Origin of the sequence: Methanosarcina sp. WH1, assembly GCF_000970005.1 — an archaeon.
Lineage (GTDB): Archaea > Halobacteriota > Methanosarcinia > Methanosarcinales > Methanosarcinaceae > Methanosarcina.
Window position 1 is genome coordinate 3,213,688 of sequence record NZ_CP009504.1, and the last position, 26,836, is coordinate 3,240,523.

A 26,836-nucleotide genomic window follows, 5' to 3' on the forward strand; every position below is an offset into this window, starting at 1 on the left:
ATAATTAAGGCAAAGCAAAAATCAAAAGATTTGGCCGAATATTGAAGAAACTAGAGAAAAAAGAGCAGAAACAAAACGAGAAGAGATGGGAGAGCAGCACAAAATGTGCCAGCTCTCGAGTTACAGTTAGATTTACTCTTAGATTTACTCTTCCATGTATGTTGGGAGTTTTGTCAGGAGTTCGTCGTACTTGCCACTGGCTTTGACGTTCTCAAGACCCGCGTTGATTTTAATAAGGAGTTCGGTGTTGCCGGTGCGGACGGCAAAGCCATAGTCTTCACTGTTAAGGGGCTCGCCAACGATCTTGATTACATCGGGCTGAGCTGCGATGAAAGCTTCCGTGACAGGCAGGTCGTTGACCATTGCATCGGCACCACCGATCTTGAGTTCTTCGATGGCTTCATTTACATGGGGGAAATCCTTAATCTCAGCAATGATTCCGGCTTTCTGGAGCTCTTCTGCCTTCAGGAACCCGGTAGACCCGGTCTGGACAGCAACGGTCTTGCCCTTCAGGTCATCAACACTCTGAATGTCTTCATTGCCAATGAGTACGGCAAGAGCCAGGCCCGCGTTGATATAAGGTTCACTGAAGTCAACCTCTTCTTCACGTTCATCGGTGATTGTCATGCCTGAGGCAATAATGTCAACATTTCCAGTCTGGAGAGCCGGGATAAGGCCGGCAAAGTCCTGATCAAGATACTCAACCTTAAAGCCCTGATCTTCAGCAATCGCGTTCATGAGATCAACGTCAAAGCCGATTATATTTCCATTGGAATTTACAATTTCAAAGGGTGGGAACTGGGCTTCTGTTCCTACAATATAAGTGGGCATTTCCCCGACGGAAGCATTTCCTTCAACACCGGATCCCTCTTCAGCTGGGGTAGTTTCTTCGGCGGCTCCTTCTGCTGCTTCCTCTGTACTCTGCTCAGCACAGCCGGCTGCAAAGACAACAGTCGTAATAACGAGGAGCATTGCAATGATCTTTAACATTTTTTGCATACAAGTACCTCTGAAAACTCTTCATTAATATTAAATATGTAAGATAATTAAACTTTTATAAAATATCAGACAAAAGATTAATAGCTTTGGATTTCAAATTAATTTCTTCAGATAGGAAAGTGAAATATTTTAAAATGGAAAAAGAACTTAACTAGAAAAGCCATAAAGTTAATAAAACTAAATTAAAAACCACCGGTACCTTCACTTCAATCATTATATTACATAAATACCCGATAAAAAAACTGAAATCTCTTTTGTACTTCCCACGGTACAGGATAGTTCAACAAATTTACAAACATGTGTTTCTATATATATTTCTATATATGTTTCGATATATGTTTTCATATATATATGGAGTCCACTGAAAAACTCTGTACGCACCTAATTTAGAGTATAAAGTTCAGGTAGAATTCAGCAAAGGGAAGAAAATTTGAGCGCACACAGGATACAGGTAAAATAAATTTACAATCCTCGCCGGGGCTCAAATAAGAAAAAATATTGATGTTAACAGGGCTTTGCCCAGAGACTGAGTTGTAAATATTTTATGTGGAAAACTGATATATTCGGAAAATGTCAGTGAGTTCAATATTTACCACATAGTCCCGGTTTTTGTATGATTATGTCTGGGACTTCTGGGTTTGTGACCGAAAAACAGAAGAAACACTCTGGTACAGAGATTTAATAAAAATGCTTTATTGCAATTTTACACTTGCAATTTTACACGGTCATAAACTGGATAATAACCGGTATTTCAAAAAAAGAAATGTGTAGCCTTAAAAGGCCACATTGGCGGATTGTAATTTATAAATTGCTTATGCAGTGGTTTATTCTTCGTCAGCTGGAGCTTTTTCTTCAGTTGAGTTGTCAGCGACGTCTTCTTCAGTTGAGTTGTCAGCGACGTCTTCTTCAGTTAAGTTGTCAGCGACTTCTTCAGTTGAGTTGTCAGCGACGTCTTCTTCAGTTGAGTTGTCAGCGACTTCTTCAGTTGAGTTGTCAGCAACTTCTTCGTCAACGGGTTCTACTTCAGCGACTTCTTCACCTTCAACGATATCTTCTTCTGCTACAGGAGCTTCATCGGTCACTTCTTCATGAGCTGCTTCTTCAGCAGGTTCTTCAGCGGTCTTGTCAGCACATCCGGCTGCAAAGACAACAGTAGCAATTACAAGAAGCATTGCAATAATCTTTAACATTTTTTTCATTAATTATACCTCTAATAGTTCTCTTCCTTTTTTTACACCCATCTCATACAAATTCATGAGATATTTATATGAGATATTTATGCATGAACCCCCAATGAGATTAAAACTTTTCGATTTGACAAAAAAATAAAAGGACGAAGGGTCCAAGACTTACCCAACAGACAAGCCTGATAGATTCTTTTTTGAAATTTACTAATTTATATTAGTGCAATATGAATATATTAGAGTACCAAGTGTCATAAATAAGTTAAGATGGAGAAAATATAGCCAGTTAGGGGGAAGCCGTGAGTCGTCAGTAGGCAGAAAGATTATTTAAAGACATCATAATATTCGTCCGGCGCGCATCTGCAAAACTTTAAAGCCTCAAGTGTAAAATTAGTTAAAAAAGCAGTATGAGGATAAGACCCTGAATACCTATAAAACCCTGAAAAGCTCTGGAATGGCTCAAAGAGAATTCAAAAAATCCATATTCATAGGATATGCCAGGCAGGTAAAAAATGAAACAGAAGCAAAGGCTTTCATAAAAGAGATAAAAGAGCTACATAGAGACGCAAACCATAATGTTTCAGCTTATTTTGTAAAAGAAGAAGGCTCTTTTGCCCTCAAATACGATGACGACGGAGAACCTGCAGGCAGCTCCGGAAAACCCGTTTTTAAGGTTATAGAATCAAAGGGGCTCTATAATACAGCTGTAGTTGTGACCCGGTACTTTGGGGGAATAAAGCTGGGCTTTGGGGGGCTTTCCAGGGCGTACAGGGAAACAGCAATTTCAGCTATTGAAAAGGCAGGTACTGTAGAGATCTTTGAAGAAGTAAGGTTCAGGATACGTTTCAGATATCCGGAGATTCAAAAGATTAAGAATCTCATTGAGGAACACGGAAAAGTAGAGGACGAAAAATATTCTGATAGCGTCGAATTTATTTTCTGTATAAGAAAGATTTGTGAAGAGAAATTTATTGAAAAACTGGTAAAACTGACAAGAAATAAAGTTGAGCTTGAGAAGATTTAACTTTAAGAAGTAGGACTGAACCTTGAATTGAGAGCAAGATTTTGAAATTAGCGCAGGATCTTGAATTAAACTTTAAAGAAGTGCCCCCTCAAATAAAGAAAAACTAAAATGCAGGAAACCGCTAAAAACTATAGGAGATATACATCCTTTAGAGATTGCTCAGCTATTGGGAAATATTCTATGCTAGAAAATGCATAAACTTGAAAAAGATAAGAAAGTTAAACCGAAATTTGATCCGAAGTTGAAAGTATCTATACTCAAAAAACCCACAATGAAACTCAAGAGGGAATATTGGAAGTGTAATATTGAGGTACAACAAATTTTCAATGATACTTATTTCAGTTGTTTTCTTCATGGTACTGAGCGCATGTGCAGGTTCAGCTGCCACCGAGCCATTGGAAGGAGACGAGCAGGAAATTAACTCGGCTATTAGCCACCAGATCAGCCCTGTAGTCTCAGGAGACTACATTGTCTGGCAGGATGAAAGAGACGGAAACTGGGACATCTACATGTACGACATGTCCGTAGGAAGAACTGAAACTCCCCTGTTCGCCGGCCCAAAAGACGAAATAGAACCGGCAATTTCAGGCAACCGAATTGTGTTTTCGGACGAAAATAGAGGCAACTATGATATTTATCTGTACGATCTTGACTCCAAGACCAAAACCCAGATTACATTGGACAGGGCAGACCAGAAAGAGCCGGCAATATCAGGCGACATAATTGTCTGGACAGACCGCAGGAACCAGGACACTGACATTTACATGTATGACATTACCACCAAAAAGGAAACCCGGATAACAACCGATAAAGCAGACCAGAGCCAACCTGCGATCTCGGGGAATATCATCGTCTGGAAAGATCCGCGCAACGGTAATGACGATATTTACATGTACGATATCAATACAGGCAAAGAAAGCCCTGTAGTTACGGACCCTGCAGGGCAGGCAAACCCTGTCATTGAAGGAAACTACATTGTCTGGGAGGACAGGCGGGATGGAAACCTTGATATCTACATGTATGACCTTTCAAGCAAAAAAGAAATACCTGTTTGTATTGACCCGTCCCCACAGAAAACCCCTGCTATCTCGGGCGGAAGAATAGTATGGGCTGATGGGAGGATAAAGGGAACAAACATCTTTATATACGACATAGCCACAGGACAGGAAAATACAGTTTCCACTGCATCTGAATATGAAAGCAACCCTGCAATCGACGGCAACCGGATAGTCTGGCAGGACAAGCGTAAAGGTACCATGGACATCTTTATGTTCACAGAAGAAGGTTCCGGGACAGGCGCTGCTGCCGGGGAAGAAACGGGAGACAAAACCGGGGCAAAAGAATCCCCTCTGGGCATCTATCCTGCATCAACTGCGATTATAGCGGCTTACCTGATAGTAACTTCAGGGAAGAACAGGAAGAGAAAAAATTAACTCCTGCAAACTTGATATTAAGTAAAAAACAGGTCAAGGAAGATACTTAAAAAATAAATAGAAAATGAGAATATTAAACTGTCATGGATAAAGATTCGAAAAAAATAAAAGGGCTTAAAGTCCGAAAAATGAGCAGGGAAGAAACCGGATTCGCAATTGAGATGGCAGTCGCGGAAGGTTGGAACCCTGGCATCCATGACGGAGAACTTTTTTACGAAGCTGATAACGAAGGCTTTTTTATTGCAGAGCTTGAAGGCAAGCCCGAAGGTTGTGCTTCTGCTGTCGCTTATGATGATTCTTTCGGTTTTTTCGGGCTCTACGTAGTCAAACCCGAATTCAGGAAAAAAGGCATCGGAATAAAACTGACCGAAAAATGCCTGGAATATCTGGAAGACAGAAACATCGGGCTAGATGGAGTTGTGGAAAACGAAAAAAAATACCAGCAGGTTATGAAATTCAGGTCTTCTTACAGCAACCTGCGTTTTGAAGGCAGGGGAGGAGGAAAAGTCCCGGATGGACTTGTAAAGATCTCGAAAGTCCCCTTTGAAAAACTGCTTGCCTACGACAGGAAGATGTTTCCTGCCCCAAGGTCCGGCTTTCTTGAGAAATGGATAAATCAACCCGACTCTTCCGCCTTTGCGGCAGTGGAAAAAGGTGACATGAAAGGGTACGGCGTAATCAGGAAGTGCAGGAAAGGGTATAAGATAGGTCCTCTTTTCGCAGACGACCAGGTTACAGCAGAGAAAATATTCAGGGCCCTCAGAGCATCAGTTCCTGAGGAAACCATTTATCTTGATGTCCCCGAACCGAATAAAAAAGCAATGGAAATAGCAAAAAAGTATCACATGAATGTAATGTTCAAAACTATCCGCATGTACAGCCGAAAAGAACCTGATATAGAGCTTGATAAGGTTTATGGGGTTACGAGTTTCGAGCTTGGATAACAAAGAATAAAGTTTCGGACTTGGATAATAAAGAATAAAAACAGACGAGAAGAAAAAACAGTTAAGGGCAAGGAGTATCGTAGGGCAATAGTTGTAGTTCAGGATATCAGTTAGAACTCGATATCCCTTATATGGTGCTCATACTTTTCTTCCCAGGCTGGAGTAGTTATGCAAATCTGCTTCAGGCTGCCCCGGAACCAGAACCTTTTCTCCAGAGGCACCACGACCACGCCCCCTACCCGGACTTCAAACACCCTGCCCTCAATTACCCACATGCCGAACCCTTCAAGAATATAATACAAAAAAATCGCGTTTTTCATGAACAAACTCTTCTGCATGTCCTGTTTCGGTTTCCTGGTACAGGACAACTGCATTCCGGTTGTCTTCTTTCGTAATATAGACCCTCATCCGGACTCCGTGTTTCTCGATTACTTCTGCATTTTCAGGTCTGGAAACTACACGAGAAAAATCCCCCTGAAGGAGCAGGGAGCTCAGGAGAAGAGGATTTTTCTTCAGGGGGATTAAACAGGAGCAGGTTCTCTTCAAACCCACACTTGCCCGGTTTTAACTTACAATGTATATTTTTTAACAGATACTGATCCAATAAATATATAAATGCTATACGTATATCCATGCAGAATGTTTCTAGAGAGCAAAAAAGCGCATATGGCCGTGATTTTAGGCTGTGTATTTTACAGCATGAATGGGCTTTTTATTTCCCGTATCCATGATATGGCTATTTCTCCGGTAATTTTTTACAGATTGCTCTTTGGGCTTCTGTTTTTCTCTATATATATAATTGCGAGAGGGAAAACTTCAGACCTCAGGTTAAAGAAAAAGAAAAAAAGCCTGTTCCTGCAGGGAGTACTCGTTGTTATATGCATGCTGCTCTATTTTACCTGCCTGAAGATTACATGCGTATCCATTGCAATATTACTCCAGTATACAGCTCCAATCTATGTCATGCTGGCTTCCCCTTTTCTCCTGAATGAGAAAATCGGAAAAAAAAGTATAGTTGCCCTCTTCATCGCAATCACAGGAGTTTTGCTTATAGTCAGGCCCGAAAACGGGCTTTCCGGAATTGAGCTTACCGGCACCTACATGCTGGGCATGATAGCAGGGTTGCTTTCGGGAGTTGTCTTTGCGGCTCTGATCCTGAACGTAAAAGTTTTAAAAACGGAATACCCGGAACTTGCAATAGTCTTCTGGCCCATGGGGATTGCTTTTTTGCTGCTAAGCCCCTTTGCATTTGAGGTTTCTCCGGCTGTCCTTTACAGCAACCTGAAAGTGCTTGCTACTTTCGGAATGGTATCCATAGGTTTCGGAGAGATCTTTACAGTTCTCGGACTTGCAAACCTTAAAGCCCAGACCGGAAGCCTCCTTTCCCTGATAGAACCTGTCAGCGGGGTATTTTTTGATGTGGCTGTACTTGGAATTGCACTTTCTGTTGAAACTCTTACAGGTTGTACCCTGATAATAGGTTCTGCAATGATTATAAGCCTTAATGACTCGGAGAAGTTTCCGAAAAACTAAGTGAAGGAACTCCACGGAGCTTGCTAAAAGAGCTTCCTCCGAAGATCCCTCCCAGAACCCTCAGGAAGATTCACAATGAGCAGTACTCATCCCTTGCCCGGAAAAGCGCTTTTATATTCTCGAGTGGGGTATGGGGAGCAAGCCCGCAACCCGGTGCAAGAATATCGATCCCATCTTCAAGGCATGCCCGAGCTTCAATTAGAACCTCTTCAGGCCCTTTTGTCAGCAGGGTATCAGAAGGGGACACATTTCCTATCAGACGCCCCCGGTTACCCACAATTCCCTTTGCAAAACTGATACCCACTTTTTCTTCAATGCTGATTCCCTCAAACCCGGCGTCTGCCAGAGGGTCAAGGACGGCTGTGGCATCCCCACACATATGGAGGATTTTTAATCCTTTCACCTCCCTGCAGAATTTACTATGGAGTGGAAAAACCGAAGTCTCAAACATCTGAGGGGCAATAATATCAGGCCCTGCTTCGGAGTCTATAAGCACTACGGCATCTGCTCCCCTCTCCAGCAAACCATTTGCATATTCAATGCAGGCTTCAGTCAGAGTTCCCATCAGTTCTTCAACAACTTCAGGATTTGTCACAAACCACATAAGGTAATTTTTCATGCCCGCAAGCATAGAAGCGAGTCCTGCAGGACCCACTAGCCCTGCAACAACGGGCACGTCTTCCCCTACATGTTCTTTTAGGATTCCAACTGCATCCAGAACTACCGATGTCCGCCTGCTTTCAAGAAGCAAATCGGGGACTGAAATCTCCTTAACGTCTTTCTTTTTCTTGCAGGGGAAATCAGTCACATAAGGCTGTATATCAACACTGCCTTCAGCGACTGTACAGCCCAGCGTTTCGGCAAGCACTGTAGTGCAAAAAGGACAGCGTACATTCTCAAACCCTGCAATCTCATGTCCTGCCAGGGCAAGTGCCGCCATTTTGCGGGCATCGTAATTAGCCTGGGGCCAGGAAACTCCTGTCAGTTCCATAAGTTCAACAGTGCCTGTCTGGGTTACGGAACAGACAGGGACCATATCAACGGCTTCACCTTTAAGCACCTTTCCAAATCTTGTATTCAAGGTAAATTCACTCATATTGTTCACCATATATAGTACAGAGATATTATGATTACTGAGATTCGGCTGTCAACTCTAAGAATGATTTCAAAGATATTAGTTATGTCATAATATACAAAGAAACAAATATAAAAGAAATATAAATTAATAAACGTCACAGAAGTTAAGAAGAAATTGATGGGTGAGAAGACTGGAAACCTTTATGGAGCTTTTATTCTTGGGCTTGCACTGGATAATACTATGTAAAGGACGGCTATAGGCATTGCAATAGGGATTGGAGCTGGAATAAGTTTAGGAGCTATCCTGAAGTTTGGACCAGACCAGAAAAAAGGAACAAAAAAGAAATTAAGCTGCTGATCACCATGGTGGTTACAACTTTGATTCTGGTCCTGTCAGCTGCATTTATGGCTTATTGAAAAGGGGCTCTACGCCAGTTTCCCGGAGGTACGCTAATTTCAAATCTTGCACCTTCTCCTTCGATTCCTGTTTCAGTAATTTCCATGCCTGTAATGGAAAGTATACCTCTGACAAGGAAAAGACCAAGCCCGGTATTTCGACCTACGGATTTCTCAAAAATAAGTTCTTTCATAACAGAAGAGACCCCTATGCCATTATCTTTTACTTCGATTACAACACTTTCCCCGACTATACGAGAGCTTACATCGATCTCACTGACGTGTTCTCCATGGTTTCTTGCATTGTCAAACAGGTTGTAGAAAGCTTTTTTGAGCAGGGGATCAGCATATACTTCAAGCCCGTTATCCTCGATGGAAAACTTCAATCCCTGCCCGGAAAAAGAAAAAGCTGCCTCTTTTGCAAGGCTGCTTATAGACTGCCAGGTAGGGGAAACAACTCCAAGTTCCTGGTAATCCTTTGTGAAAATAATCTGGCTGTGGATTGTTTCAATTCCTTTGTTAAGATTTCGGAGGTATTTTGAGATCCTTAGGTCTTCTTTTACATCCGGGGGAAGCATTTCCGATATCAACTCGGTATACCCTGAAAGTACATTCACCTGGTTGAGAATATCATGCCTGGTAATATTGCTCATGAGGTTTATCTTCTTGTTTGCCTGCTTCAAAGCTTCCTGATACCGATGTATCTCCGTGATATCATGGATCATTACCAGCTTGCCCTCTTCATAATCCCCTGCCAGAAGGGGACTGACACTGACCGAAAAGAACTTTGTTTCCAAATCGATCTTGAGTGAGATTTCCCTGCTGAAACTGTCCTCCGGAGAATTACCAAAAATCTCCACTCCCTCCCCGAAAATGCTATTTATGTTTTTCCCCAGGACCTCTTTTCTTCCTTTTCCGGCGAGTTCAAGTGCTGCCTGATTAATATCCACGATAGTGTTTGAAAGATCCACAACAATGTACCCATCGTTCATGGATTCTATCACGCTCTGCCTGGCAACAGGAATGATGTTAAGGAACTCATGCTCGATTGTTCCCCAGAAGAGGATCAAGCCGGTTATTGTAAAGGAAAAAGGGGTAGGATCAAAAAATGCAAAGGGCCCTATATCTGCTACGTGTATTATATTTGCAAGAACCGGAACACAGGCTGCTGAAAGGGCAATGGCTGCCGGGGTCCCGTAAGGCGTGATAAGATGGATAAACTGCCGGAAAAAGAAAAAGATTCCTGCAAAGATCAAAACAAAGGAGTAAATATAGAAAATCCAAAAAAATGCCCCATGCTCAAATACAAGGAGAGGAAAGCCTCCTGAAAAATCAAGATAGTAACCTCCAAAGTACAGCCCATGGATGCCATTTGTAAGCATTAGTAGAATTGAAATGAAGGGAAAAATAAAAAGCTGCTTCTCATACTTTCGGGCAAATTGTCTGCATATTCCGGAGTATTCAGCTGCAAATAAAAACCAGGTTACAGGAGCAAAGGCCATCCCCACGTACTGGAGACGAGCAAATAAATACTTATACTCAATATCCATGAACCCGATTTCAAAAGCGTAATTCACAGACCAGAGAGCCATACAGAGCATAATTAAGATAAAATATTTTGAAAAAGGCAAACTGCGGTGATTAAAGGCTTTATATGCTCTGATTGCAAGCAAGGTACATATAAGCCCTGAAAAGATTAATGCCCCCATATAGGGTAACGCAGCGGTGTGGATTTGCAGGCTGATAAGACGACCTTCCTTTTTTGAATTATTGCTAGGGAACAGGGAGAGCCAGGAAATATAAGTAAAAAACACCAAACGTTTTAATAAAAAAACAAAGACTATCTATATAAATTTATGCATTGAATGCAATGGATAAATAAGTTTGCGATGATACTGCTCACGATATAGATTTCCTGAACATAAAAATAAAGAGCCACAAAATTTGCTCTGTTAAAAAAACAATTTTTTTGCTCAGATTAAATATCCATATCATTTAGAGAGCTTTCAGATCATTTGCTCAGACTGTTTAGAAACATATGCGGATTAGAGGCATATGCTGATCATTTATTATCGACAGGTTAACTGAACATCGAAAATCCTTAAGTTTTCCAGATGTTTTTTATTTCCCATTACCTGCAAATATTCCTTTTTAACTAAGTCCCAATTCTTGAAATTTCGTGTGAAATTTCCTCTATACATCATAATCTTTCTTCTTATTGAGTATACATTATAACCTTTCTTCTTATTATATTAGATTATAACCTTTCTTCTTATTGAGTATACATTATAACCATTCTTCTCATGGAATATACATTATAACCTTTCTTCTTATTATATTAGATTATAACCTTTCTTTTTATTATAGTATATTATAACCTTTCTTCTGATTATATTAGATTATATTTCTACCAGGAAGTTACTCTGCATAAAGTTTGATTCCAAATGCAAATTTAAAAAAAGAAGAAAAAATGAAAAGCAAAACAAAACTTTTGTAGAGAATTTAAGAAAACCTTCCCATACCTGTAAAATAAATATTGAGGGGATTTGATATGGATTTTAGATTGCTACAGCTCCTGGCCAAAATGGAATAGATCCTAAGAGGAAATTCCTTAAAGGAAACTCCAGGAAAACTGCTACATAAAAACTGCTACATAAAAACTGCTACATAAAAACTGCTACATATTTTCTTATCAGACTCTATTGTTTTTAAGAGTTGCAAGGATATTGGTGAATTCACTTTGAACCTGCACTTCCCAAAATCTGACGTGTCCAAGATTTTCTACTTAATGTTTTGTAGATCATTCATAAAACATCTTGAATCTTCAAAACCGGATAATCCGGATTTTCCGCACCCTAGATACTCCCCAAAAGGCAAGACATTTACCTCCAGGATTTCCAGGAACCTGGGGGGGGTCAAGATCTTTTGAAAAATAAGTGTCCAGAACAAGAAGATTTACGATTATCTCATAGAATTTTAGAAGCTCGTAGTCTTCACTTCCGGAACTGCAAGAAGAAGCTGTCCTGTAAATCAGTCCATGAATACAGGTCAGATAGATGGAAAGTGTGTTTATCAGGGATTCAAGGTTTTTTTCTTCAGGAAAAACAATAGGAATACGCCTTAAAACTTCCGGATTCGGGCTCCCATTGTAAAACCTGTCATTCTGGCAGATCTCGAAAAAGACCCTTGAAATTGAACTGTTAAGTGCGACGAGGACGTAAGAATATCTTGAAGGGTCCTGAAGCACGATTCCACCACCTTTTTCAAAGATACTGTTTTTGCTCCAGAACATGATTGATTTCACTTCTTTATAAGCCCAGGGTTTATTTAGGGACGGAATTTTGTATATAGAATCAACATTATATTACCAACATTGTATTGTTAATAGTATAATATTAAAAGCATATTATTATCATAATAGTATTAAAGACATATTACCGACGTTATAATATTAATATAATATTCCTAACATCATATCATCAACATATTTATTTAGATAGACGAAAATTATTTTAAATTGTGCAGAGCCGATTCCGGAAACAAAAGGAAATATGGGAAATGAAATTTATGTGGATTAAAAAATTCGGAAGGATTCAGACCATACGTATTAACTTCTAATAAGCAGACCCTAACTTCTAATAAGCAGACCCGTTAATCCGGTTCTTTAAAGGGTAAAAATTATCTCAGGGATATCGTTTTCATTAAAATTTTCGAGCATTAAGGAGGAGGAATGAACTGTCAGGATTGATATCTATGCTCCCGCAGCACCGGAGCCAGGGAAATTAATCCTTCTGTACAGCAAAGATCTGAACCTTTCACAGGCTCAGTGATTCCAAATGGAAAAACTGTCATTCTGCCCTGAGAGCACTTTTACCCCGTGGGTAAAAAAAGGTCAATATATATAAACTTTTTCATAAAAATCTAAATGTAAAATAATGAAGGATAGGGTACTCGAAAAAAAAAATGAAACGGAAAGTAAAAAGCAAAAAGAAACGGAAAGTAAAAAGCAAAAAGTGAGGTCTGAATAAACTTCAAATAAAGAGTTATTCAAACCCTTTATCTATTTAAAGGAAGCTGAGGATTCCAGGGAATTCGGAGTCGAATGCGTACTTTTTAAAGTTAGAGGTTTCGAGAATCTTCTGCTTTATGTAGTAGAGCACACTCATAAGGCTTTCACTGTTTTCCGATTCCATATCTCCTGCATATGGGTGGATATTATCTTCAAGGGCACCCAGAAGCTTCGGATCAATACCATCTCCAAAGTAAACATCCATAACCAGAAGGTTCGAAATTTGCTCATAAAAGTCTGCAAGCTCATCAAGCCAGCCCGCAACACTATTCCCTGCTGCATACTTCTGCCGGTTAAGGAACATGAGATAGCCGGAAATATTAGCGATCAGATCCTCAGTCAGCCTGTCTTCAGGAAATACAATTGGGAATCGTTTCATTACTGCAGGGGTTACAAAGCTTGAGTATATCATCTCATACTCACAGACTGCTGGAAAAAGTCTGGCGATCTGACTGTTAAGGACCGCAGTTACATAAGGGTATTTTTCCGGTTCTTTAAGGACAATCCCACAGCCACCCTCAAATACACGGTTTCCGGAAGCGTCATAAGCTGCCTGCAAACGATAGCCTTCGGTAGCAATGATTTTCGGAGTGCTAAGGTACTCCAGAAGTTTCCTGCCCCTCACACTATAGTAGGCTGCAGAGTCAAGGGGAGAGTTATCATGACCGAACTGATTTTTGAATTCCAGGATCCTCCTGTATGCCATAGGGAACCTGACTTTCAGTTCTTCTGGAGGAATCACTCTGCACTCCTTCCTGTTGCCTTTGTCTGACAGCTCATAAGGCAGCATAAAACGGTAAGGTGAAGAGTTAAATGCAAATCTCTCGGAAAATGTGCCTGAGACATAGGGATAAATTAGTTCAGGTTCTAAAATTACGGGTTTACAGAGACCTTCACAGAGATAAAGCGAGTCAGAATCGCTACCTTCTGGAACGACAAGCCTGTGCAGCAAACCATTTTTTGTGCTGATACCTCCGAAGATACTTTCAGATATGTCTTCAAGTGTGGTCGGGAGTTCACAGATTCTTTCTACAATTCTGTTTTCATTCAGTAACATCTATTATTCACTTCTGTAGAAATATATTGAGAAAATTCCTTTTCTCCTGTTTTTACTCTCAGGGCTGGATCTTACCTGAGTTGTTGAAAAATAATTTAATCTCAGCACTATAGACTTTGATGCCCCATTAAAACCATCAAAATCCGGCCTGAAACGCAGGATAAGTTTTGTATAGTTACCTGCAGGAAATAGTAGAATAACATAGATATATAAATATATTCTCACTGAAAATTAATTATAAATATAAATCATGACAGATAGCTGAAGGGAATAAATATCTGCTTACTGCAAAGTTTCAGGTATGTAATTCTGAGATCCAAAATTAAAGATCCAGTTTTAATTCCATTATTCAAGAGAAGGAAGGGAGGGAGGGACTAACCAAAAAAATTTAAATATTGATTTTCAGACTACTTACATATGCAAGGAAGCAAATATTCCGAAAAATATCAAATAAGAGAAGCTGTAACCGAAGACATTTCCGGAATGCTTGAGGTCTTTAACTATTACATTGAAAATAGTTTTGCAGCATATATAGAAACCAAGGTTGGACCCGAGTTTTTTCAAGCTGTTCAGAGTGAAAAAGAGCAGGATGAAAATGAACATTTTCCTTTTTACGTTATTGAAGAAAAGGGCAAAATAATAGGAATCGGAGCCCTCAGACCATATTTCCCATTCCCGAATTTCCGGCACACAGGTGTAGTTTCTTATTTTATCCTGCCCGGGCACACAAGAAAAGGCCTTGGGTCCAGGATGCTGGACAAACTCTATACGGAAGCCAGAGAGAAAAAGATGAAAAACCTCCTTGCAAATGTATCCTCAAAAAATGAAGCCAGCCTGAACTTTCATCTGAAACACGGTTTTATTGAATGCGGGAAGTTCCTGGAAGTCGGGGCCAAGTTTGGGAAATCTTTTGACATTATATGGCTGCAGAAGTTCCTGGAGAAAGATCAGGGGTAAAAAAGAGAAATGGATAAAGAACATAAAACGAAACTGCAAGTTTGACTCACCTGTCAGAGAAATACCCTCCTTATTTTCCGAAACGGTGTTAATATTGTACAAATAGCAAAGTTCCCATCAAAATTATACCCTTCTTTTAAAAAAACAGGGAAAATTAAAATAGAAGAATCAGAATATAAATAGATGGTGGGGAGTTAATTTGAGATATAAGAAAGCTTTGCTGCTATTTATATTCATTTTATTTCTTGAATTTCCGGCTGCAAATATAGATTGGATAAGATATATGAAAAATTCCAGTTCTGCAGTAGGAGATTTGACAACGGGCCTGGTAGAAGGAGAGATCATCCGCATTGATGACGGGAAATACAGGGATGGTGTGGTTGATAATTTTGATTATTTATTAAATACGAAATACCTTTCGATTCACCCATGCTACTGGAAATACCTGAAGTGGATTCGTCCATTATTCAAGTTAGTGGGACAAATGAATGTAGGCCGTAGTTAAAGAGATTTTTTGAGATGGAAAATATGAAAGCGGTAAGGATTCATGAGTTTGGCGGACCGGAGGTTCTGAAGTACGAGAAAATTCCAGAACCTCACCCAGGGCCGGGGGAGATTCGAATTCGAATAATTGCAACTGGGGTCAACCCAATAGACTGGAAGATACGCAGAGGTCTGTTGGGGGAAATGCCTTTACCAATGACGATGGGACTGGACGTTGCAGGTATTGTAGACGCTCAGGGACGGGAAAAAGGTCCCTTCCAGTCCGGAGAAGAGGTCTTTGCCAAAGTCTCGATAGGACAGGGAGGATATGCCGAATACACAGTTGTCAATTCTTCACAGGCGGCAAGAAAACCCAGAAGTATCGGGTTCATTGAAAGCGCATCAATTCCAACTGCAGGACTGGCTGCCTGGCAGTCCCTCTTTGATATTGCAGGGCTGGAAAAAGGACAGTCGATCCTAATCCATGGCGCAGCAGGCGGAGTTGGGAGTTTTGCAGTCCAGTTTGCGAAATGGAAAGGAGCTTATATCTTTGGCACTGCTTCCGAGAAAAACAAGCAGTTCTTAAAAAGCATAGGTGCTGACGAATTCATCGACTATAAAAACCAGCGATTTGAAGATGTAGCCGGCAAGGTGGACGTGGTACTGGATACTATAGGAGGAGACACCTTTGAGAGGTCCTGGGAAGTGTTAAAACCCGGTGGATTCCTGGTAAGTACTGTAGCAGGCATTCCAGAAAAAGCTCCCGAAAAACACGGCGTACGTGCACAAACTCTCATGACCCAGGCTAACGGAGGAGAACTGGCTCAAATCGCAGCCATAATAGACGAGCAGCCGATAAAACCGGTGGTAACAACAGTACTCCCCCTTTCCGAAGCCAGAAAAGCGCATGAGATGAGTGAAAGCCGTCATACTCGTGGGAAGATAGTGTTAAGAGTGGCAGAAGACCCGCAGTGAAAACAGGGAGAATCTGGTAAAAGAAACCGGTCAAAATATCCGGCGTCATCCAGATCTCCAAAGCCAGCAATAAAACTATTAATTTCAACTACAACCGTATAGTTATTAGAAAGTGACTTATCACACAGATCAACATCGATTTCTCCCGGCACCCAAACGCCGGGTTGTGTTGAATTATAATCCTTTAAATAAAAATATTTATTAAATAAAGGTTCAGTCCGGGAGACTGAGAAATCTTCAGACTAACTTCAACAAGCTTAATATCCTATTACCACCGATTTTATTTATACCAGATTATTTTAATGCACGCATATTTTTTGGCAGAAACTGGAAAAGGCATTTAATTTAAAACCGATTTTATAATAGTCAAAATAATCAGGATATCTACAGAGCCAAAATTTGATTTGTTTTTTGAAAAGGCCATTAATTGCCTCAATTGATGCAAAAAAGAGAAAAAATATCCAATTTGAGAGTTAATTTAAGAGCCCTGATATACAATTCAATATAAGATTGGAGGATTATCATGGATAAAACTAATAACTTCAGAGCGAAGAAAGTTGGATCAAATCTTGACCAATTTAATGAAAATCCAGATCAAGCTTCTGATACCGGCACGGTTTTTCCTGAAGAACTGAGAGGTGCTCATCACCACCGGGCAGATCTCAGGAAAATCTGGGATTATTTAGGATTATTGTTTTCAATGTTAGCAGATTCCTTCAACGGGAAATACCCGATTCCAAAGAAAACGGTATTAGTGATAACATTCGCTCTCCTGTATCTCATAAGTCCGATTGACATCGCTCCGGATATTATTCCTTTACTTGGATTTGTGGATGATGTCGCTGTGCTTGCTTTTGCATTTAGCCTTATAAAAGATGACCTGGAAAAATACCAAGCCTGGAAAACGAGTTACTGATATTGATTTAATTAATACTAACCATTTATTATGGTTGAGATAGCGTAAGATATCGTATAGCAGATATAGACCGCATACTCACTGATGGAGAGAAAAAGCTCATAGATTAAAGTCATGAAAACCAGAAAAAAGGAACTTTGATACCCCTTTCAGAGTTCAAGAAGGAAATGGGACTCTAATATAAAAAAAACACTTATTATGTTATTCAACTTCCGAGGCAGACCTGTATCGCTTCTTCTATCCTCTCCATGACCTGTTCAACTGTTTTTCCCTGAGTATAACAACCCGATATGTCAGGAACTTTTGCAATATATATGCCGTTTTCATCCTGCTCGATCAGAACTGTGTAATTCAAACTCTTGCCTTCCATCTCCGCCAGAATAACATTTTATCTGTGAGTGTTTAAAGCTGTTACCGGCAGGACACAAAGAAATTTTTGAAAAAAGAGATTTTTGCTTGTCTACCTTAAGATCATACATCTTCAGTTGCTTTCTGGAATGCTCTTATCTATCCTTATCCAGTAGGTCCTTATCCCGTTGGAAGTTAAATATGCACCATCAGGCACCTGGATCAGTATAAGGATCAAGCCCAGCATGTCCACGCCAGAACTCATAGCGTTTAACAATATAAGGATCTTTGCTAACGGATTTAATAGACCCAAAGCCCCCAGAATGCCAGGTAGTATTATTGAAAGCAAGACAAAAGGTGCCAGTGTGATAAGAATATACCTTGATTTTGATATCGCTTCTTCAGAATAAACAAATCCGCCAAAATAAGTAATTCCTAAAAACGTTTTATCCGAAATTAAAAAGTCCGGGATAAAGACAAGATGAATAAGTTCATGAATAAAAACCAGCCCGAGAAGGTATGCAAGATCCTGTAAGTTTATATTTAGTGTTATCGTTTGTAAAGAGTTAATGCCGAGATCTGCTAAAGAGAAAGGCGAAAACATGTTGAGGACCGCTATAGAAAGCAGAGTATTCAGTATCATTAACGGGATTGCTGCGAGTATAGTGGACACGAAATTGTTCGGCTCACGTAGCTATATCCAGTTGCTTGTGATCAGTTCTGAGTGCCTTTCAGAGTTTACTTGAGGGAATTTGTATCTCAGCCGGATAATACCTTCTCCTTTTTACATATACTGAAAGCCTGTTTTACTCTTTAAATCTTATTAAGAGAAGATAGTTAATTAGTAACACAGTAAAAAAACGAGTCACTCTTTTTCATGCCGAGATCACTTTTACTTCCTTTTTAATTCCGTCAATAAGGAATGGGTTTATTGAAGTTTCAGTAAGCAAATCGACCGTTACTCCAAGAAGCTCTGACAATTCCCTCTAAATCCTTACAAGGGTTAACAGACCTTTTGTTTCGGAGAACTTCACAAGAATGTCTATATCGCTTTCCGGCTTTTCCATGACACACAGAGAAAAAAATTGCTTCAAATACCCACCCAACAACCTACCCAAAAGATTAAACATAAAACTACGCAAAAGAAGCTCTAAAAAACAAAATAGAGATAAAGTTCCTTTCACATCATTCTTATCCCAAGCAGACAATTCCTGCTCAGTGAAGAGAACCTGATTTCATTTTTTTTGCTTTTTCCTCAAGTTCTTCTTTACTTTCCTGAGCTTTCTTCTGAATATCTCCCTTTGTTTCTTCAGTTTTCTCCTGCATCTGCCCTTTCAGTTCCTCAGATTTCTCTTCTGCCTGTCCTTTCAGTCCTTTTAATTTATCTTCGATTCCAAGTCCCATGTAAATACTCCTTTATCACTGGAAATATCGTCGATCCAATTACAAAAAACTAAAAAGAAATAATTAGACCAATATAAAAAATAAGTCATACAAATATAGCTTTTTGGAACCTGTTTTACTGAATATAGATCCTGAAAAAAGATATTTTCCATGTACTCATTCATCAACGCCAGAAAGTTCAGGACAAAACAGAAAGTTCAGGGAAAGTAAATTAAGACTAATAAAAACCCTGAACCTGAAACAACCATATTAGCTGCCTTTACGGATTTTTCCCGCGCAGTGGAGCGATTTTTCCATGACACACAGAGAGAAAAGATTGCTTCAAATACCCACCCACCGACCTACCCAAAAGACTAAACAAAAACGACCCAAAAGAAGCTCAAAAAAGCAAAAGCAGGATAAGTTCAATCAGGACCGTATAATTCAAGTTCTTGCCTTCCATCTTTACCGGAATAACATTTAATCTGTGAGTATCTAAACTGCTGCCACCAAAATTGAAGACGAAAGTTAACTTAGACCCGCAAAAAGCCGGAGTAATATCACTTTTTTATAATATTTCCACTCCATCCCCCCTCAAATCCTTTCGATTGGAAATTCGAAGATTGTCTTTCTGATTTAAAAAGAATTGAAAATTTGGAAGATGCAGCAATAAAGTTTTTTTCTCGAATAAATAAATTATTTCAAAAGAACTCAGTTACTGTTATACCAAGCCAAATAAAGAGAATAATTTGTACTGTTAAAAGGTAGACACCCATAGAATATTTGAAAAATTGGTGCTTTTACATATCAGAAGCAATGGCAGTTGAAACTGTAATAGACGCTTATTGGCAATTTCAGGGTTATTGGACTAAGTTGAGACATCCTATTCAAACAAAAAAAGGTGAGTGGCCAGATATTGATGTATTGGCATATAATCCAAAAGAAAATGAATTGATAATTTGCGAATCAAAAGTGATAGGAGAGAAAAATTTAATCCGAGCCTATATTCCAGAGATAAGAAATTAAAGAAAAGTATCATTCATCGACTTTGATAAAGACATTAATAGACTCATAAAAACTATTTAACTTAGTCTCTCATTCACCAGAACTTCTTCGTCTTCACATAATTCCTCTCAGCCTTCAAAATATCCCTGTAAAACGCCTCTTCATCCACCCTCAACTTTTCAATTACCCTCGACGCCGTTTCAGGCCCGACCCCCCTACTCGCAAGCGCAATAACAGCTTTTTTCCCCTGCGAGTTCACTATACTGGCATTCCGATAGACTCTCTGGATGCGTTTTTTTTCCTCAGCTGAGATCGGGACGCCTTTTCCCTGTTTTCGGACCAGTTTGATTTCCTCGTCTTCCCAGGGCTTGAGGGCTGCAACCATTCTTGAGTCACAGACCGGGCAGATGATTTCTTCGGGAGCATTTTTGACCTGGCGGCGGGAGGTCCATTTCTTGCAGGTTGTGCAGAAGAGGATGATATTGTCGTTCATGATGCGTTCCTTTAAGGCAAGGACGATTGAACGGTCGGCTTTTTCCGGGGCTACAAGGTCTCTTTTCATGGCAAAGCCGGCTGAGCCGATTGGGGTTGGACCCGAAACCTCGACTGCAATCTCGCCGGCTGCAAGTTTTGTCAGGACTTCTTTTGCCCGGGAGACGTCAAGCATATCGTGGAAGATCTCACGGACAACCTCTTCGTACATGGAAGAGCCCTCGTAGATTTCAAGGAGTTTTTTCATGCTGATCCTGTCGTAGTCGATGTTCCGAGAGAGGGCTCCGAACTTGCGGGCTACGTGGACCATTTTCCATTTCATGAGGGTCGTGTTCTTCAGGGTCATTTCAATGATGGGTTCAACGTGTTCCGGGCGGAGGGAGAGAAGCATGTCCCGGATCTGGACAGGGCCCACCCGGCGAGGGAGAGTCAGCCTGATCCTGTACGGGTCCACCTCCTGAGCTACACTGCTCCCAAAGCGTGCCGACAGAAGAGAGGTCAAAACCCTTGCCAGCGTCCCGTTGGTGTTGTGGCCGAAACAGGCGTTCAGGGTTACAGCGTCTCCTTCGTCCTCGATTACGATTGTATCCGCATCCGGAAGCGGGAAACCTCCTTCAACGTGGTCCCGCAGCAGGCGGATAAGTTCGAGCACGGCTGTCCTGGCTACCGGATATTTCAATTGCAGTTTTTCCGCAATGGCTTCGTCATCGAACCCTTCCCGGAGCAGGGCTGCAATCTCGGCTCTGAGCTTTCCCACGCCCTGGGCTACTTCAAAGGGCACAGGGATCTCTTCTCCTGTCCAGCTAGGGACTTCCCCCATGCCTTCGACCGGCTCGACCTTTATCCTGTCCCGGTTCGGCTCCCTTTCGCGGTCAGGCATCTCAATGACCCGCCACATATCTCCTTTTGTTATGAAAACGGCTCCGGGCTGGGCGAAATTTACCACAAAAGCTTCGTCCAGCACCCCGATAGACTTTCCACTCACGATGTCATAGATCTCGTACTTCTTTTCGTCCGGGATCATAGAGAGGTTGTCGTAATAATACTCCCAGCTCTTCCTGCGTTTTTTCACAACATTTGAGCCTTTCTCATGCCAGACCAGTCTGTAGTCTCCGATCTGGTCTACCACCCGCTGCAAATCTTCAATCCGCAAATCTTTGAACGTGTAGGTCCGCCCGAGGATCCTTAAAATCCTGTCAATTCCAACCTTCCCGAAATCCATAACCATGCCTGCAATCTGATTTGCCACAACGTCAAGGGAATTCCTGTGCGGGGAAATCTCTTCAACCCTGCCTTCTAGTGCAGCCTTTGTAATAGCCATGCTTTCGGCGGTGTCATCCACTTCCATGGAGATGATTGTGCCCCGGGAGACCTCGTGCAGCCTGTGCCCTGCCCTTCCTACCCTCTGGAGCAGCCTTGAAACCTGGCGCGGGGAACCATACTGGATTACCCGGTCAACGTTTCCTATATCGATACCGAGTTCCATTGACGAAGTACAGATAAGTCCCCTGAGGGCTCCAGATTTGAACGCCTCTTCGGCTTCGACGCGGGCTTCAAAAGAAAGGGAGCCGTGATGCACTCCAATTGACGCTCCAAGCTTCCGGAAACCTGCTGCAAGAGCTTCTGCACTCTGTCGGGTATTCACAAAAATAAGTGTGGACTGGCTTTCTTCAACGATTTTCCGGATCAAGAAAAGGTGAGAGGCAAACTCAGGCTCACAGCCCACGGTCCTTGCAATCTCCATGACTTGTTCCTCTCCGGCTGTACCTACACCTGCATCTCCACCTGCATCTCCGGCTGTACCTCTCCCGGAAAGGTGAGGACTGATCACATCGAATTCCAGGAGCTTCAGCAGGGCGACCTCGATAACCGTAAAATCCCTGTTTGCCCCTGCCAGGAACTTTGCAATTTCCCAGGGGTTCCCTACTGTTGCCGAAAGCCCGATTCTCTGGAATTCCCCCGAAATTTCCACAAGCCTCTCAAGCCCAACCGCCAGTTGAGCTCCACGTTTCGAGCCTGCAAGCTCATGGATTTCATCAACCACCACATGTGTTACGGTTTCAAGGTTCTTCCGCAAGCGGGAGCCCGTAAACATTGCCTGAAGAGTCTCCGGGGTTGTGATCAGCACATCCGGAGGGGTTTTGGACTGGCGCTGTCTTTCGCTTTGAGGGGTATCCCCGTGCCGGACCTGGACTTTAATATCAAGCAATTTCCCGAGAAGCTCTATTCTGGAGAGCATATCCCTGTTGAGCGCCCGCAGAGGGGTGATATACAAGGCAGAAATACCCCTTCTGGCTTCGGGTTTCTTTTTCAGGATGCTGTGAAAAACAGGAAGTACAGCAGATTCAGTCTTTCCCGAACCAGTTGGAGCTATCAGAAGAGTGTGCTTTCCGTCCATTATATGAGGAAATGCCCTTTCCTGCGGTTCTGTAGGTTTTATAAACCCCAGAGTGCTCAGGACTTCCTGAATTTTCGGGTGAAAAAAACTGAAGGCGTTATTGAAAGTCATTTTTCCCGGAATTGATTTTTGATAATGGATAACTTAATTGTTGTGTTATCAGCCCCAGTATAAATATCTGTATGCAAAAGCTGAGCTGCTCCCGCACAGCTAATATTAAACGGAAGATGCCATTCAGGCGTCTCTGGAATAAAAAAGAAGGGGATTTTCTCCCCGGCTGGCCCGTTCGCCTGACAGGGCAAACTCGACCTGCAGAACAAAATTAAGTTCGAAATCACTCAGTCTTCCCTTTTCATTTGCGGGAAAAGGATTACTTCCTTGATGGATTCCAGGCCCGCAAGGATCATGGTAAGGCGGTCGATTCCGAGCCCCATGCCGCCGGTTGGAGGCAAGCCGTATCCGAGAGCGTTTATAAAGTCGTAATCAACGGTCTGGGCTTCAAGGTCTCCCAGCTTTCTTTTCTTGTCCTGATCTTCAAACCTCTTTTCCTGTTCAAGGGGATCGTTTAATTCGGAATATCCGTTTGCCAGTTCCCAACCGTTGAGGAAGAGCTCGAAACGCTCGACAAAACCTGCTTTCACCCGGTGGTTTTTAGCGAGGGGAGAGGTTTCAACCGGGAAATCATATATGAAAGTCGGGTTTATCAGCTTGTCTTCTACAAGGCCTTCAAAAAGCAGGGCAAGGAATTCACCATGGCTCTTTGCTTTTTCGTAGTCTTCGATCCTGTTCTCAATGGCTATTTTCTTCAGCTCTTCAATAGAGTGGGCAAAGACATCAAGCCCGGCATATTCTTTTAAGGCGTCTTCCATGGAAATCCTTCTCCAGGGAGAGCGGAGATTGATAGTGTTTTCACCCATCTGCACCTCATAGCCGCCTGTCAGCTTGAACACGAGTTCCGAAACCAGACTTTCGGTTAAGTCCATCATATCATTATAGTCCCTGTAAGCCTCGTAGACCTCAATCATCGTAAACTCAGGGTTATGAGTCGTGTCGATGTCTTCGTTCCTGAAGTTTTTGGCAATCTCGAAGACTTTCTCATACCCGCCAACAACAAGCCTCTTGAGGTAAAGTTCAGGGGCAATTCTCAAAAAGAGGTTCTGTCCAAGACAGTTGTGGAATGTCGTGAAAGGCCTTGCATTTGCGCCTCCATATACAGTCTGGAGCACAGGGGTTTCAAACTCCAGAAATTCCTTTTCGGCAAGGAATCTTCTGATCTCGGAGATCAATTTGCTCCTCATGATGAAAATATCTCTCTTTTCGGCATTGACTATGAGGTCAAGGTACCTCTTCCTGTACCTGGTCTCAACATCTTTTAAACCATGGAATTTTTCGGGGAGGGCACACAGGGACTTGGAAAGCAGGACAAATTCCGACACACTGATGGAATCTTCTCCTCTCTTTGTCCTGAAAATTTCACCCTGAACCCCTATGATATCTCCGGAGTCCACAAGGTTCTTAAAAATCTCAAACTCCTCATCCGGGAGGTTTCCTTTCCTTACAAGCACCTGAATCCTGCCGGTCTGGTCCCCAAGATCGGCAAATATCATTTTCCCGTGCTTTCTGATATTATAGAGCCTTCCTGCAGTCTGAACAGATAAGCCCTCGTTCTTTTCGAAGTCCTCGAACTTTTTCAAGATATCGCAGATATCCCCGTTCTTTTCGAACTTATAGGGATAGGGATTGAATCCCTGACTTATGATACCGTTTAATTTTGCAAGTTTTGAGTCGTCAAAAGCCCTGGAGCCCGATAAATCAGTGTCATCAGACAGGGGCACATTTTCAGACAGGTCCGTGTTATTAATTTCCATAGTCATTGAATCAGTACATCCTCTTCAGGTGATACGAATAAATAAATCAATAAATCGATCAGCAAGTAACTGCTAAATCGATCAGTAAGTTAGCCATAAATAATCAATAAATCAACCCGGGCCCACAGCAGAAGAGTGTTTTAAAGAGTCTGCGGGGGTCCTGTGAATTCTGCATTCTTAAGTTTCAAAACTTCTACGGTGAATGTTGAAGTATGAATTATCAGGAATGATGACTGTCTATTAGCCTGATTCCTGACATTTATTTTTTTCCATACAGCCATGCATTTTATATAAACATTGAGAAAAAGAGCTTACATATTAATTAATATGAGATTGTTCCATAAGAAAAATTACCCCCACCAGCTTTTCTACAGAAATACGCTCTGCTTACAATTCACAGAATTTTTTTCATAGGATTTATCTTACAAAATGTAAAACCCCCTGGTCTTTAGCCTAAGAGATGTAAGCGTCAACTTATTTAACAAAGGAAGCGAAAAGGCTCTAAAAACAGGGCAAAAGCCAAACAAAGATTTGCCAAATTCCGCGAGAAAATAAGCAGTTAGAGACACTGTATCCAGCACAAACTCTCATTCAAACTTGTTAATGAAAATCAAGAATTAGCTGTTGAAACTCTGAATATTAAAGGTAAATTAAAAATCATTGTCACGAATTCCTGATATATCACTGGACATATAGAGTTCTAAGCAGTTAATTTACATCAGATATGCTATCACAACCAGGACAAAACCTTACAGGCTGGACCAGAAATTTATAGTTTAAATTAGAAATTTACAGTTATCACTGAGGTATAAAGAAAATGATACTTGACGACTCATATTTACAGAAGTTTGGTTTCATAAAGCGAGAAACCCTCGGCAGTATAAATATTGATCCTCTTCAGACTGGCGGGCTTTTGACCGAGGCTGCCAGGCAGACTCTTGTGGAATGGGGAGATGGTTACTCAGTCTGCGACTTCTGTGGTGGGATTCTGGACCAGATCAAAAAACCCCCCATCCATGATTTTGTACACAAGGCTCTCCCCGAGTTTCTGGGTTGTGATGAGGCAAGGGTCACAAACGGGGCAAGAGAGTCCAAGTTTGCGGTTATGCACTCCATAGGAAAACCCGGAGACTGGATCGTGCTTGATGGGCTTGCCCACTACTCTTCTTACGTTGCAGCCGAAAGAGCCGGCCTGAATATCAAAGTAGTGCCTCATACAGGCAGTCCCGAATACTACCTTGACCCTGAAGGCTACGGGACCGCAATTGAAGAGATCACAAAAGAAAGCGGCAAACCTCCAGTTCTTGCTCTTGTAACATATCCTGACGGGAGTTACGGAAACGTTCCGGATGCCGGTAAGATAGCGTCCGTTTGCCACGGATACGATGTTCCCCTTCTCCTGAACGGGGCTTACTGTGTTGGAAGGATGCCTGTTTCCGCAAAGGAAATCGGGGCTGACTTTATCGTGGGCAGTGGGCACAAATCAATGGCTGCATCCGGGCCTGTCGGGGTGCTCGGGGTAAGTGAAGAGTATGCCCCAATCGTTTTCAGAAAATCCGTGTACAACAAGGCAAAGGAAGTCGAGCTTCTGGGCTGCACTGCCCGCGGGGCAACGGTTATGACCCTGATAGCTTCTTTTCCTGAAGTGGTAAAGCGCGTCCGGAACTGGGACCAGGAAGTTGAAAATGCCCGCTGGTTCTCTGCAAAGCTCGAAGATATGGGTTTTATCCAGCGCGGACAGAAACCCCATTCTCACGACCTTATGTTCTTCGAAGCTCCGGGCTTCTATGCAATTTCCGAAAAGGTCAAAAAAGGCAGATATTTCCTCTACAGGGAACTGAAAGAAAGGAACATTCACGGCATCAAGTCCGGGCTTACGAAATTCTTCAAACTCAGCACCTTCGGGGTCGGAAAGCAAAAGCTCGGTGTTGTCGCAGACTCTTTTGAGGAGATCCTGAAAAAATACGAGAATGTTTAAAATCTTCCTGAATCATATCTTTTTTGATGCCTGGGAGTAATCTGACAGTCTGTTCCGAAATCCGGGCACCATGATTACTTTTTTTGAATCTACTTTTTTGAAACAGATTTTAGATTTTTATTTTGACTGATGGATTTCTCTGAAAAGGTTTTATTCTGAATGCTAGTTTAACTGATTATTTTTATCACTTGTTGAACCCGATTTTCCGCTTCAAATTTCAAGACAAATCGCCAGCTTGAATGCTCTGCGCCATCCCTGGCTATAAAAATGGCATAAAAAATTTTGATTTTATGTGTTCTGTTTTTAACGTTTCTGAA

The 26,836-nt window shown here is 41.6% G+C and carries 23 protein-coding genes; 10 read left to right on the plus strand and 13 right to left on the minus strand.

The window, feature by feature from the left end:
* Positions 1–144: 144 nt before the first annotated feature.
* Positions 145–999, minus strand: a complete 855-nt coding sequence (locus MSWH1_RS14095; protein WP_048129532.1) for a basic amino acid ABC transporter substrate-binding protein — start codon at positions 997–999, stop codon at positions 145–147.
* Positions 1,000–1,823: 824 nt separating this feature from the next.
* Positions 1,824–2,198 (minus strand): hypothetical protein, encoded by a 375-nt coding sequence (locus MSWH1_RS20325; RefSeq protein WP_048129534.1) that lies wholly within the window; start codon positions 2,196–2,198, stop codon positions 1,824–1,826.
* A gap of 439 nt (positions 2,199–2,637) precedes the next feature.
* Between MSWH1_RS20325 and MSWH1_RS14105 the strand changes: the two genes are divergently transcribed.
* From MSWH1_RS14105 to MSWH1_RS14115, 3 genes are all read left to right on the plus strand, one after another.
* Positions 2,638–3,207 carry a YigZ family protein gene (locus tag MSWH1_RS14105; RefSeq protein ID WP_048129536.1) on the plus strand — a complete coding sequence of 190 codons (570 nt, stop codon included), beginning with the start codon at positions 2,638–2,640 and terminating at the stop codon, positions 3,205–3,207.
* A gap of 353 nt (positions 3,208–3,560) precedes the next feature.
* Positions 3,561–4,640 (plus strand): DUF5050 domain-containing protein, encoded by a 1,080-nt coding sequence (locus MSWH1_RS14110; protein WP_231591802.1) that lies wholly within the window; start codon positions 3,561–3,563, stop codon positions 4,638–4,640.
* An 83-nt stretch (positions 4,641–4,723) separates the two neighbouring features.
* On the plus strand, positions 4,724–5,584 hold the full coding sequence (locus MSWH1_RS14115) for a GNAT family N-acetyltransferase (protein ID WP_048129540.1): 861 nt from the start codon (positions 4,724–4,726) through the stop codon (positions 5,582–5,584).
* A gap of 110 nt (positions 5,585–5,694) precedes the next feature.
* On the opposite strand, the gene MSWH1_RS19725 is transcribed toward MSWH1_RS14115, so the two are convergent.
* Both MSWH1_RS19725 and MSWH1_RS19730 read right to left on the minus strand, forming a co-directional pair.
* On the minus strand, positions 5,695–5,859 hold the full coding sequence (locus MSWH1_RS19725; RefSeq protein WP_197074598.1) for a hypothetical protein: 165 nt from the start codon (positions 5,857–5,859) through the stop codon (positions 5,695–5,697).
* Positions 5,860–5,869: 10 nt separating this feature from the next.
* Positions 5,870–6,130, minus strand: a complete 261-nt coding sequence (locus MSWH1_RS19730) for a hypothetical protein (protein ID WP_197074599.1) — start codon at positions 6,128–6,130, stop codon at positions 5,870–5,872.
* A 93-nt stretch (positions 6,131–6,223) separates the two neighbouring features.
* On the opposite strand from MSWH1_RS19730, the gene MSWH1_RS14125 reads away from it, so the two are divergent.
* Entirely contained in the window at positions 6,224–7,117 is an 894-nt protein-coding gene (locus MSWH1_RS14125; RefSeq protein ID WP_048129542.1) for a DMT family transporter, read from the plus strand.
* 70 nt (positions 7,118–7,187) lie between these two features.
* Here MSWH1_RS14125 and mtaA read toward each other — a convergent pair whose 3' ends face one another.
* The 4 genes from mtaA to MSWH1_RS14145 form a co-directional block, all read right to left on the minus strand.
* Positions 7,188–8,213 carry a methylcobamide:CoM methyltransferase MtaA gene (gene mtaA / locus MSWH1_RS14130; RefSeq protein WP_048129544.1) on the minus strand — a complete coding sequence of 342 codons (1,026 nt, stop codon included), beginning with the start codon at positions 8,211–8,213 and terminating at the stop codon, positions 7,188–7,190.
* 391 nt (positions 8,214–8,604) lie between these two features.
* Entirely contained in the window at positions 8,605–10,299 is a 1,695-nt protein-coding gene (locus MSWH1_RS14135) for a histidine kinase N-terminal 7TM domain-containing protein (protein WP_048129546.1), read from the minus strand.
* 1,115 nt (positions 10,300–11,414) lie between these two features.
* Positions 11,415–11,882 carry a hypothetical protein gene (locus tag MSWH1_RS14140; RefSeq protein WP_052723187.1) on the minus strand — a complete coding sequence of 156 codons (468 nt, stop codon included), beginning with the start codon at positions 11,880–11,882 and terminating at the stop codon, positions 11,415–11,417.
* 772 nt (positions 11,883–12,654) lie between these two features.
* Positions 12,655–13,716, minus strand: a complete 1,062-nt coding sequence (locus tag MSWH1_RS14145) for a hypothetical protein (RefSeq protein ID WP_048129548.1) — start codon at positions 13,714–13,716, stop codon at positions 12,655–12,657.
* A gap of 417 nt (positions 13,717–14,133) precedes the next feature.
* On the opposite strand from MSWH1_RS14145, the gene MSWH1_RS14150 reads away from it, so the two are divergent.
* The 4 genes from MSWH1_RS14150 (at position 14,134) to MSWH1_RS14165 (ending at position 17,047) form a co-directional block, all read left to right on the plus strand.
* The gene (locus MSWH1_RS14150; protein ID WP_048129550.1) at positions 14,134–14,673 is read left to right on the plus strand and encodes a GNAT family N-acetyltransferase; all 540 of its coding nucleotides are present in this window, start codon (positions 14,134–14,136) and stop codon (positions 14,671–14,673) included.
* A 199-nt stretch (positions 14,674–14,872) separates the two neighbouring features.
* The gene (locus tag MSWH1_RS14155) at positions 14,873–15,178 is read left to right on the plus strand and encodes a hypothetical protein (RefSeq protein WP_048129552.1); all 306 of its coding nucleotides are present in this window, start codon (positions 14,873–14,875) and stop codon (positions 15,176–15,178) included.
* 14 nt (positions 15,179–15,192) lie between these two features.
* Complete coding sequence (locus tag MSWH1_RS14160) at positions 15,193–16,131, plus strand: NADP-dependent oxidoreductase (RefSeq protein WP_231585433.1); 939 nt, start codon at positions 15,193–15,195, stop codon at positions 16,129–16,131.
* 523 nt (positions 16,132–16,654) lie between these two features.
* Positions 16,655–17,047 (plus strand): YkvA family protein, encoded by a 393-nt coding sequence (locus tag MSWH1_RS14165; protein WP_048129555.1) that lies wholly within the window; start codon positions 16,655–16,657, stop codon positions 17,045–17,047.
* Between the two features lie 205 nt (positions 17,048–17,252).
* On the opposite strand, the gene MSWH1_RS18535 is transcribed toward MSWH1_RS14165, so the two are convergent.
* The 3 genes from MSWH1_RS18535 to MSWH1_RS14180 all read right to left on the minus strand — a co-directional run bounded on the left by MSWH1_RS18535 (position 17,253) and on the right by MSWH1_RS14180 (position 18,799).
* The gene (locus MSWH1_RS18535) at positions 17,253–17,402 is read right to left on the minus strand and encodes a type II toxin-antitoxin system HicB family antitoxin (protein ID WP_231585432.1); all 150 of its coding nucleotides are present in this window, start codon (positions 17,400–17,402) and stop codon (positions 17,253–17,255) included.
* Between the two features lie 126 nt (positions 17,403–17,528).
* Positions 17,529–18,038 carry a DUF3267 domain-containing protein gene (locus tag MSWH1_RS14170; protein ID WP_231585431.1) on the minus strand — a complete coding sequence of 170 codons (510 nt, stop codon included), beginning with the start codon at positions 18,036–18,038 and terminating at the stop codon, positions 17,529–17,531.
* A 572-nt stretch (positions 18,039–18,610) separates the two neighbouring features.
* Entirely contained in the window at positions 18,611–18,799 is a 189-nt protein-coding gene (locus MSWH1_RS14180; RefSeq protein WP_048129557.1) for a hypothetical protein, read from the minus strand.
* Positions 18,800–19,594: 795 nt separating this feature from the next.
* On the opposite strand from MSWH1_RS14180, the gene MSWH1_RS14185 reads away from it, so the two are divergent.
* A complete protein-coding gene (locus MSWH1_RS14185; RefSeq protein WP_048129559.1) occupies positions 19,595–19,804 on the plus strand; it encodes a hypothetical protein in 210 nt (69 codons plus the stop codon).
* Between the two features lie 73 nt (positions 19,805–19,877).
* Here the strand turns inward: MSWH1_RS14185 and MSWH1_RS14190 are convergent, their stop codons facing one another.
* Together MSWH1_RS14190 and lysS are read right to left on the minus strand one after the other, a co-directional pair.
* Positions 19,878–22,784, minus strand: a complete 2,907-nt coding sequence (locus MSWH1_RS14190; RefSeq protein ID WP_048129561.1) for a DEAD/DEAH box helicase — start codon at positions 22,782–22,784, stop codon at positions 19,878–19,880.
* A 227-nt stretch (positions 22,785–23,011) separates the two neighbouring features.
* A complete protein-coding gene (gene lysS, locus MSWH1_RS14200; RefSeq protein ID WP_048129565.1) occupies positions 23,012–24,547 on the minus strand; it encodes a lysine--tRNA ligase in 1,536 nt (511 codons plus the stop codon).
* Positions 24,548–25,358: 811 nt separating this feature from the next.
* Between lysS and pscS the strand changes: the two genes are divergently transcribed.
* A complete protein-coding gene (gene pscS / locus MSWH1_RS14205) occupies positions 25,359–26,519 on the plus strand; it encodes an O-phospho-L-seryl-tRNA:Cys-tRNA synthase (protein WP_048129567.1) in 1,161 nt (386 codons plus the stop codon).
* Positions 26,520–26,836 lie beyond the last annotated feature (317 nt).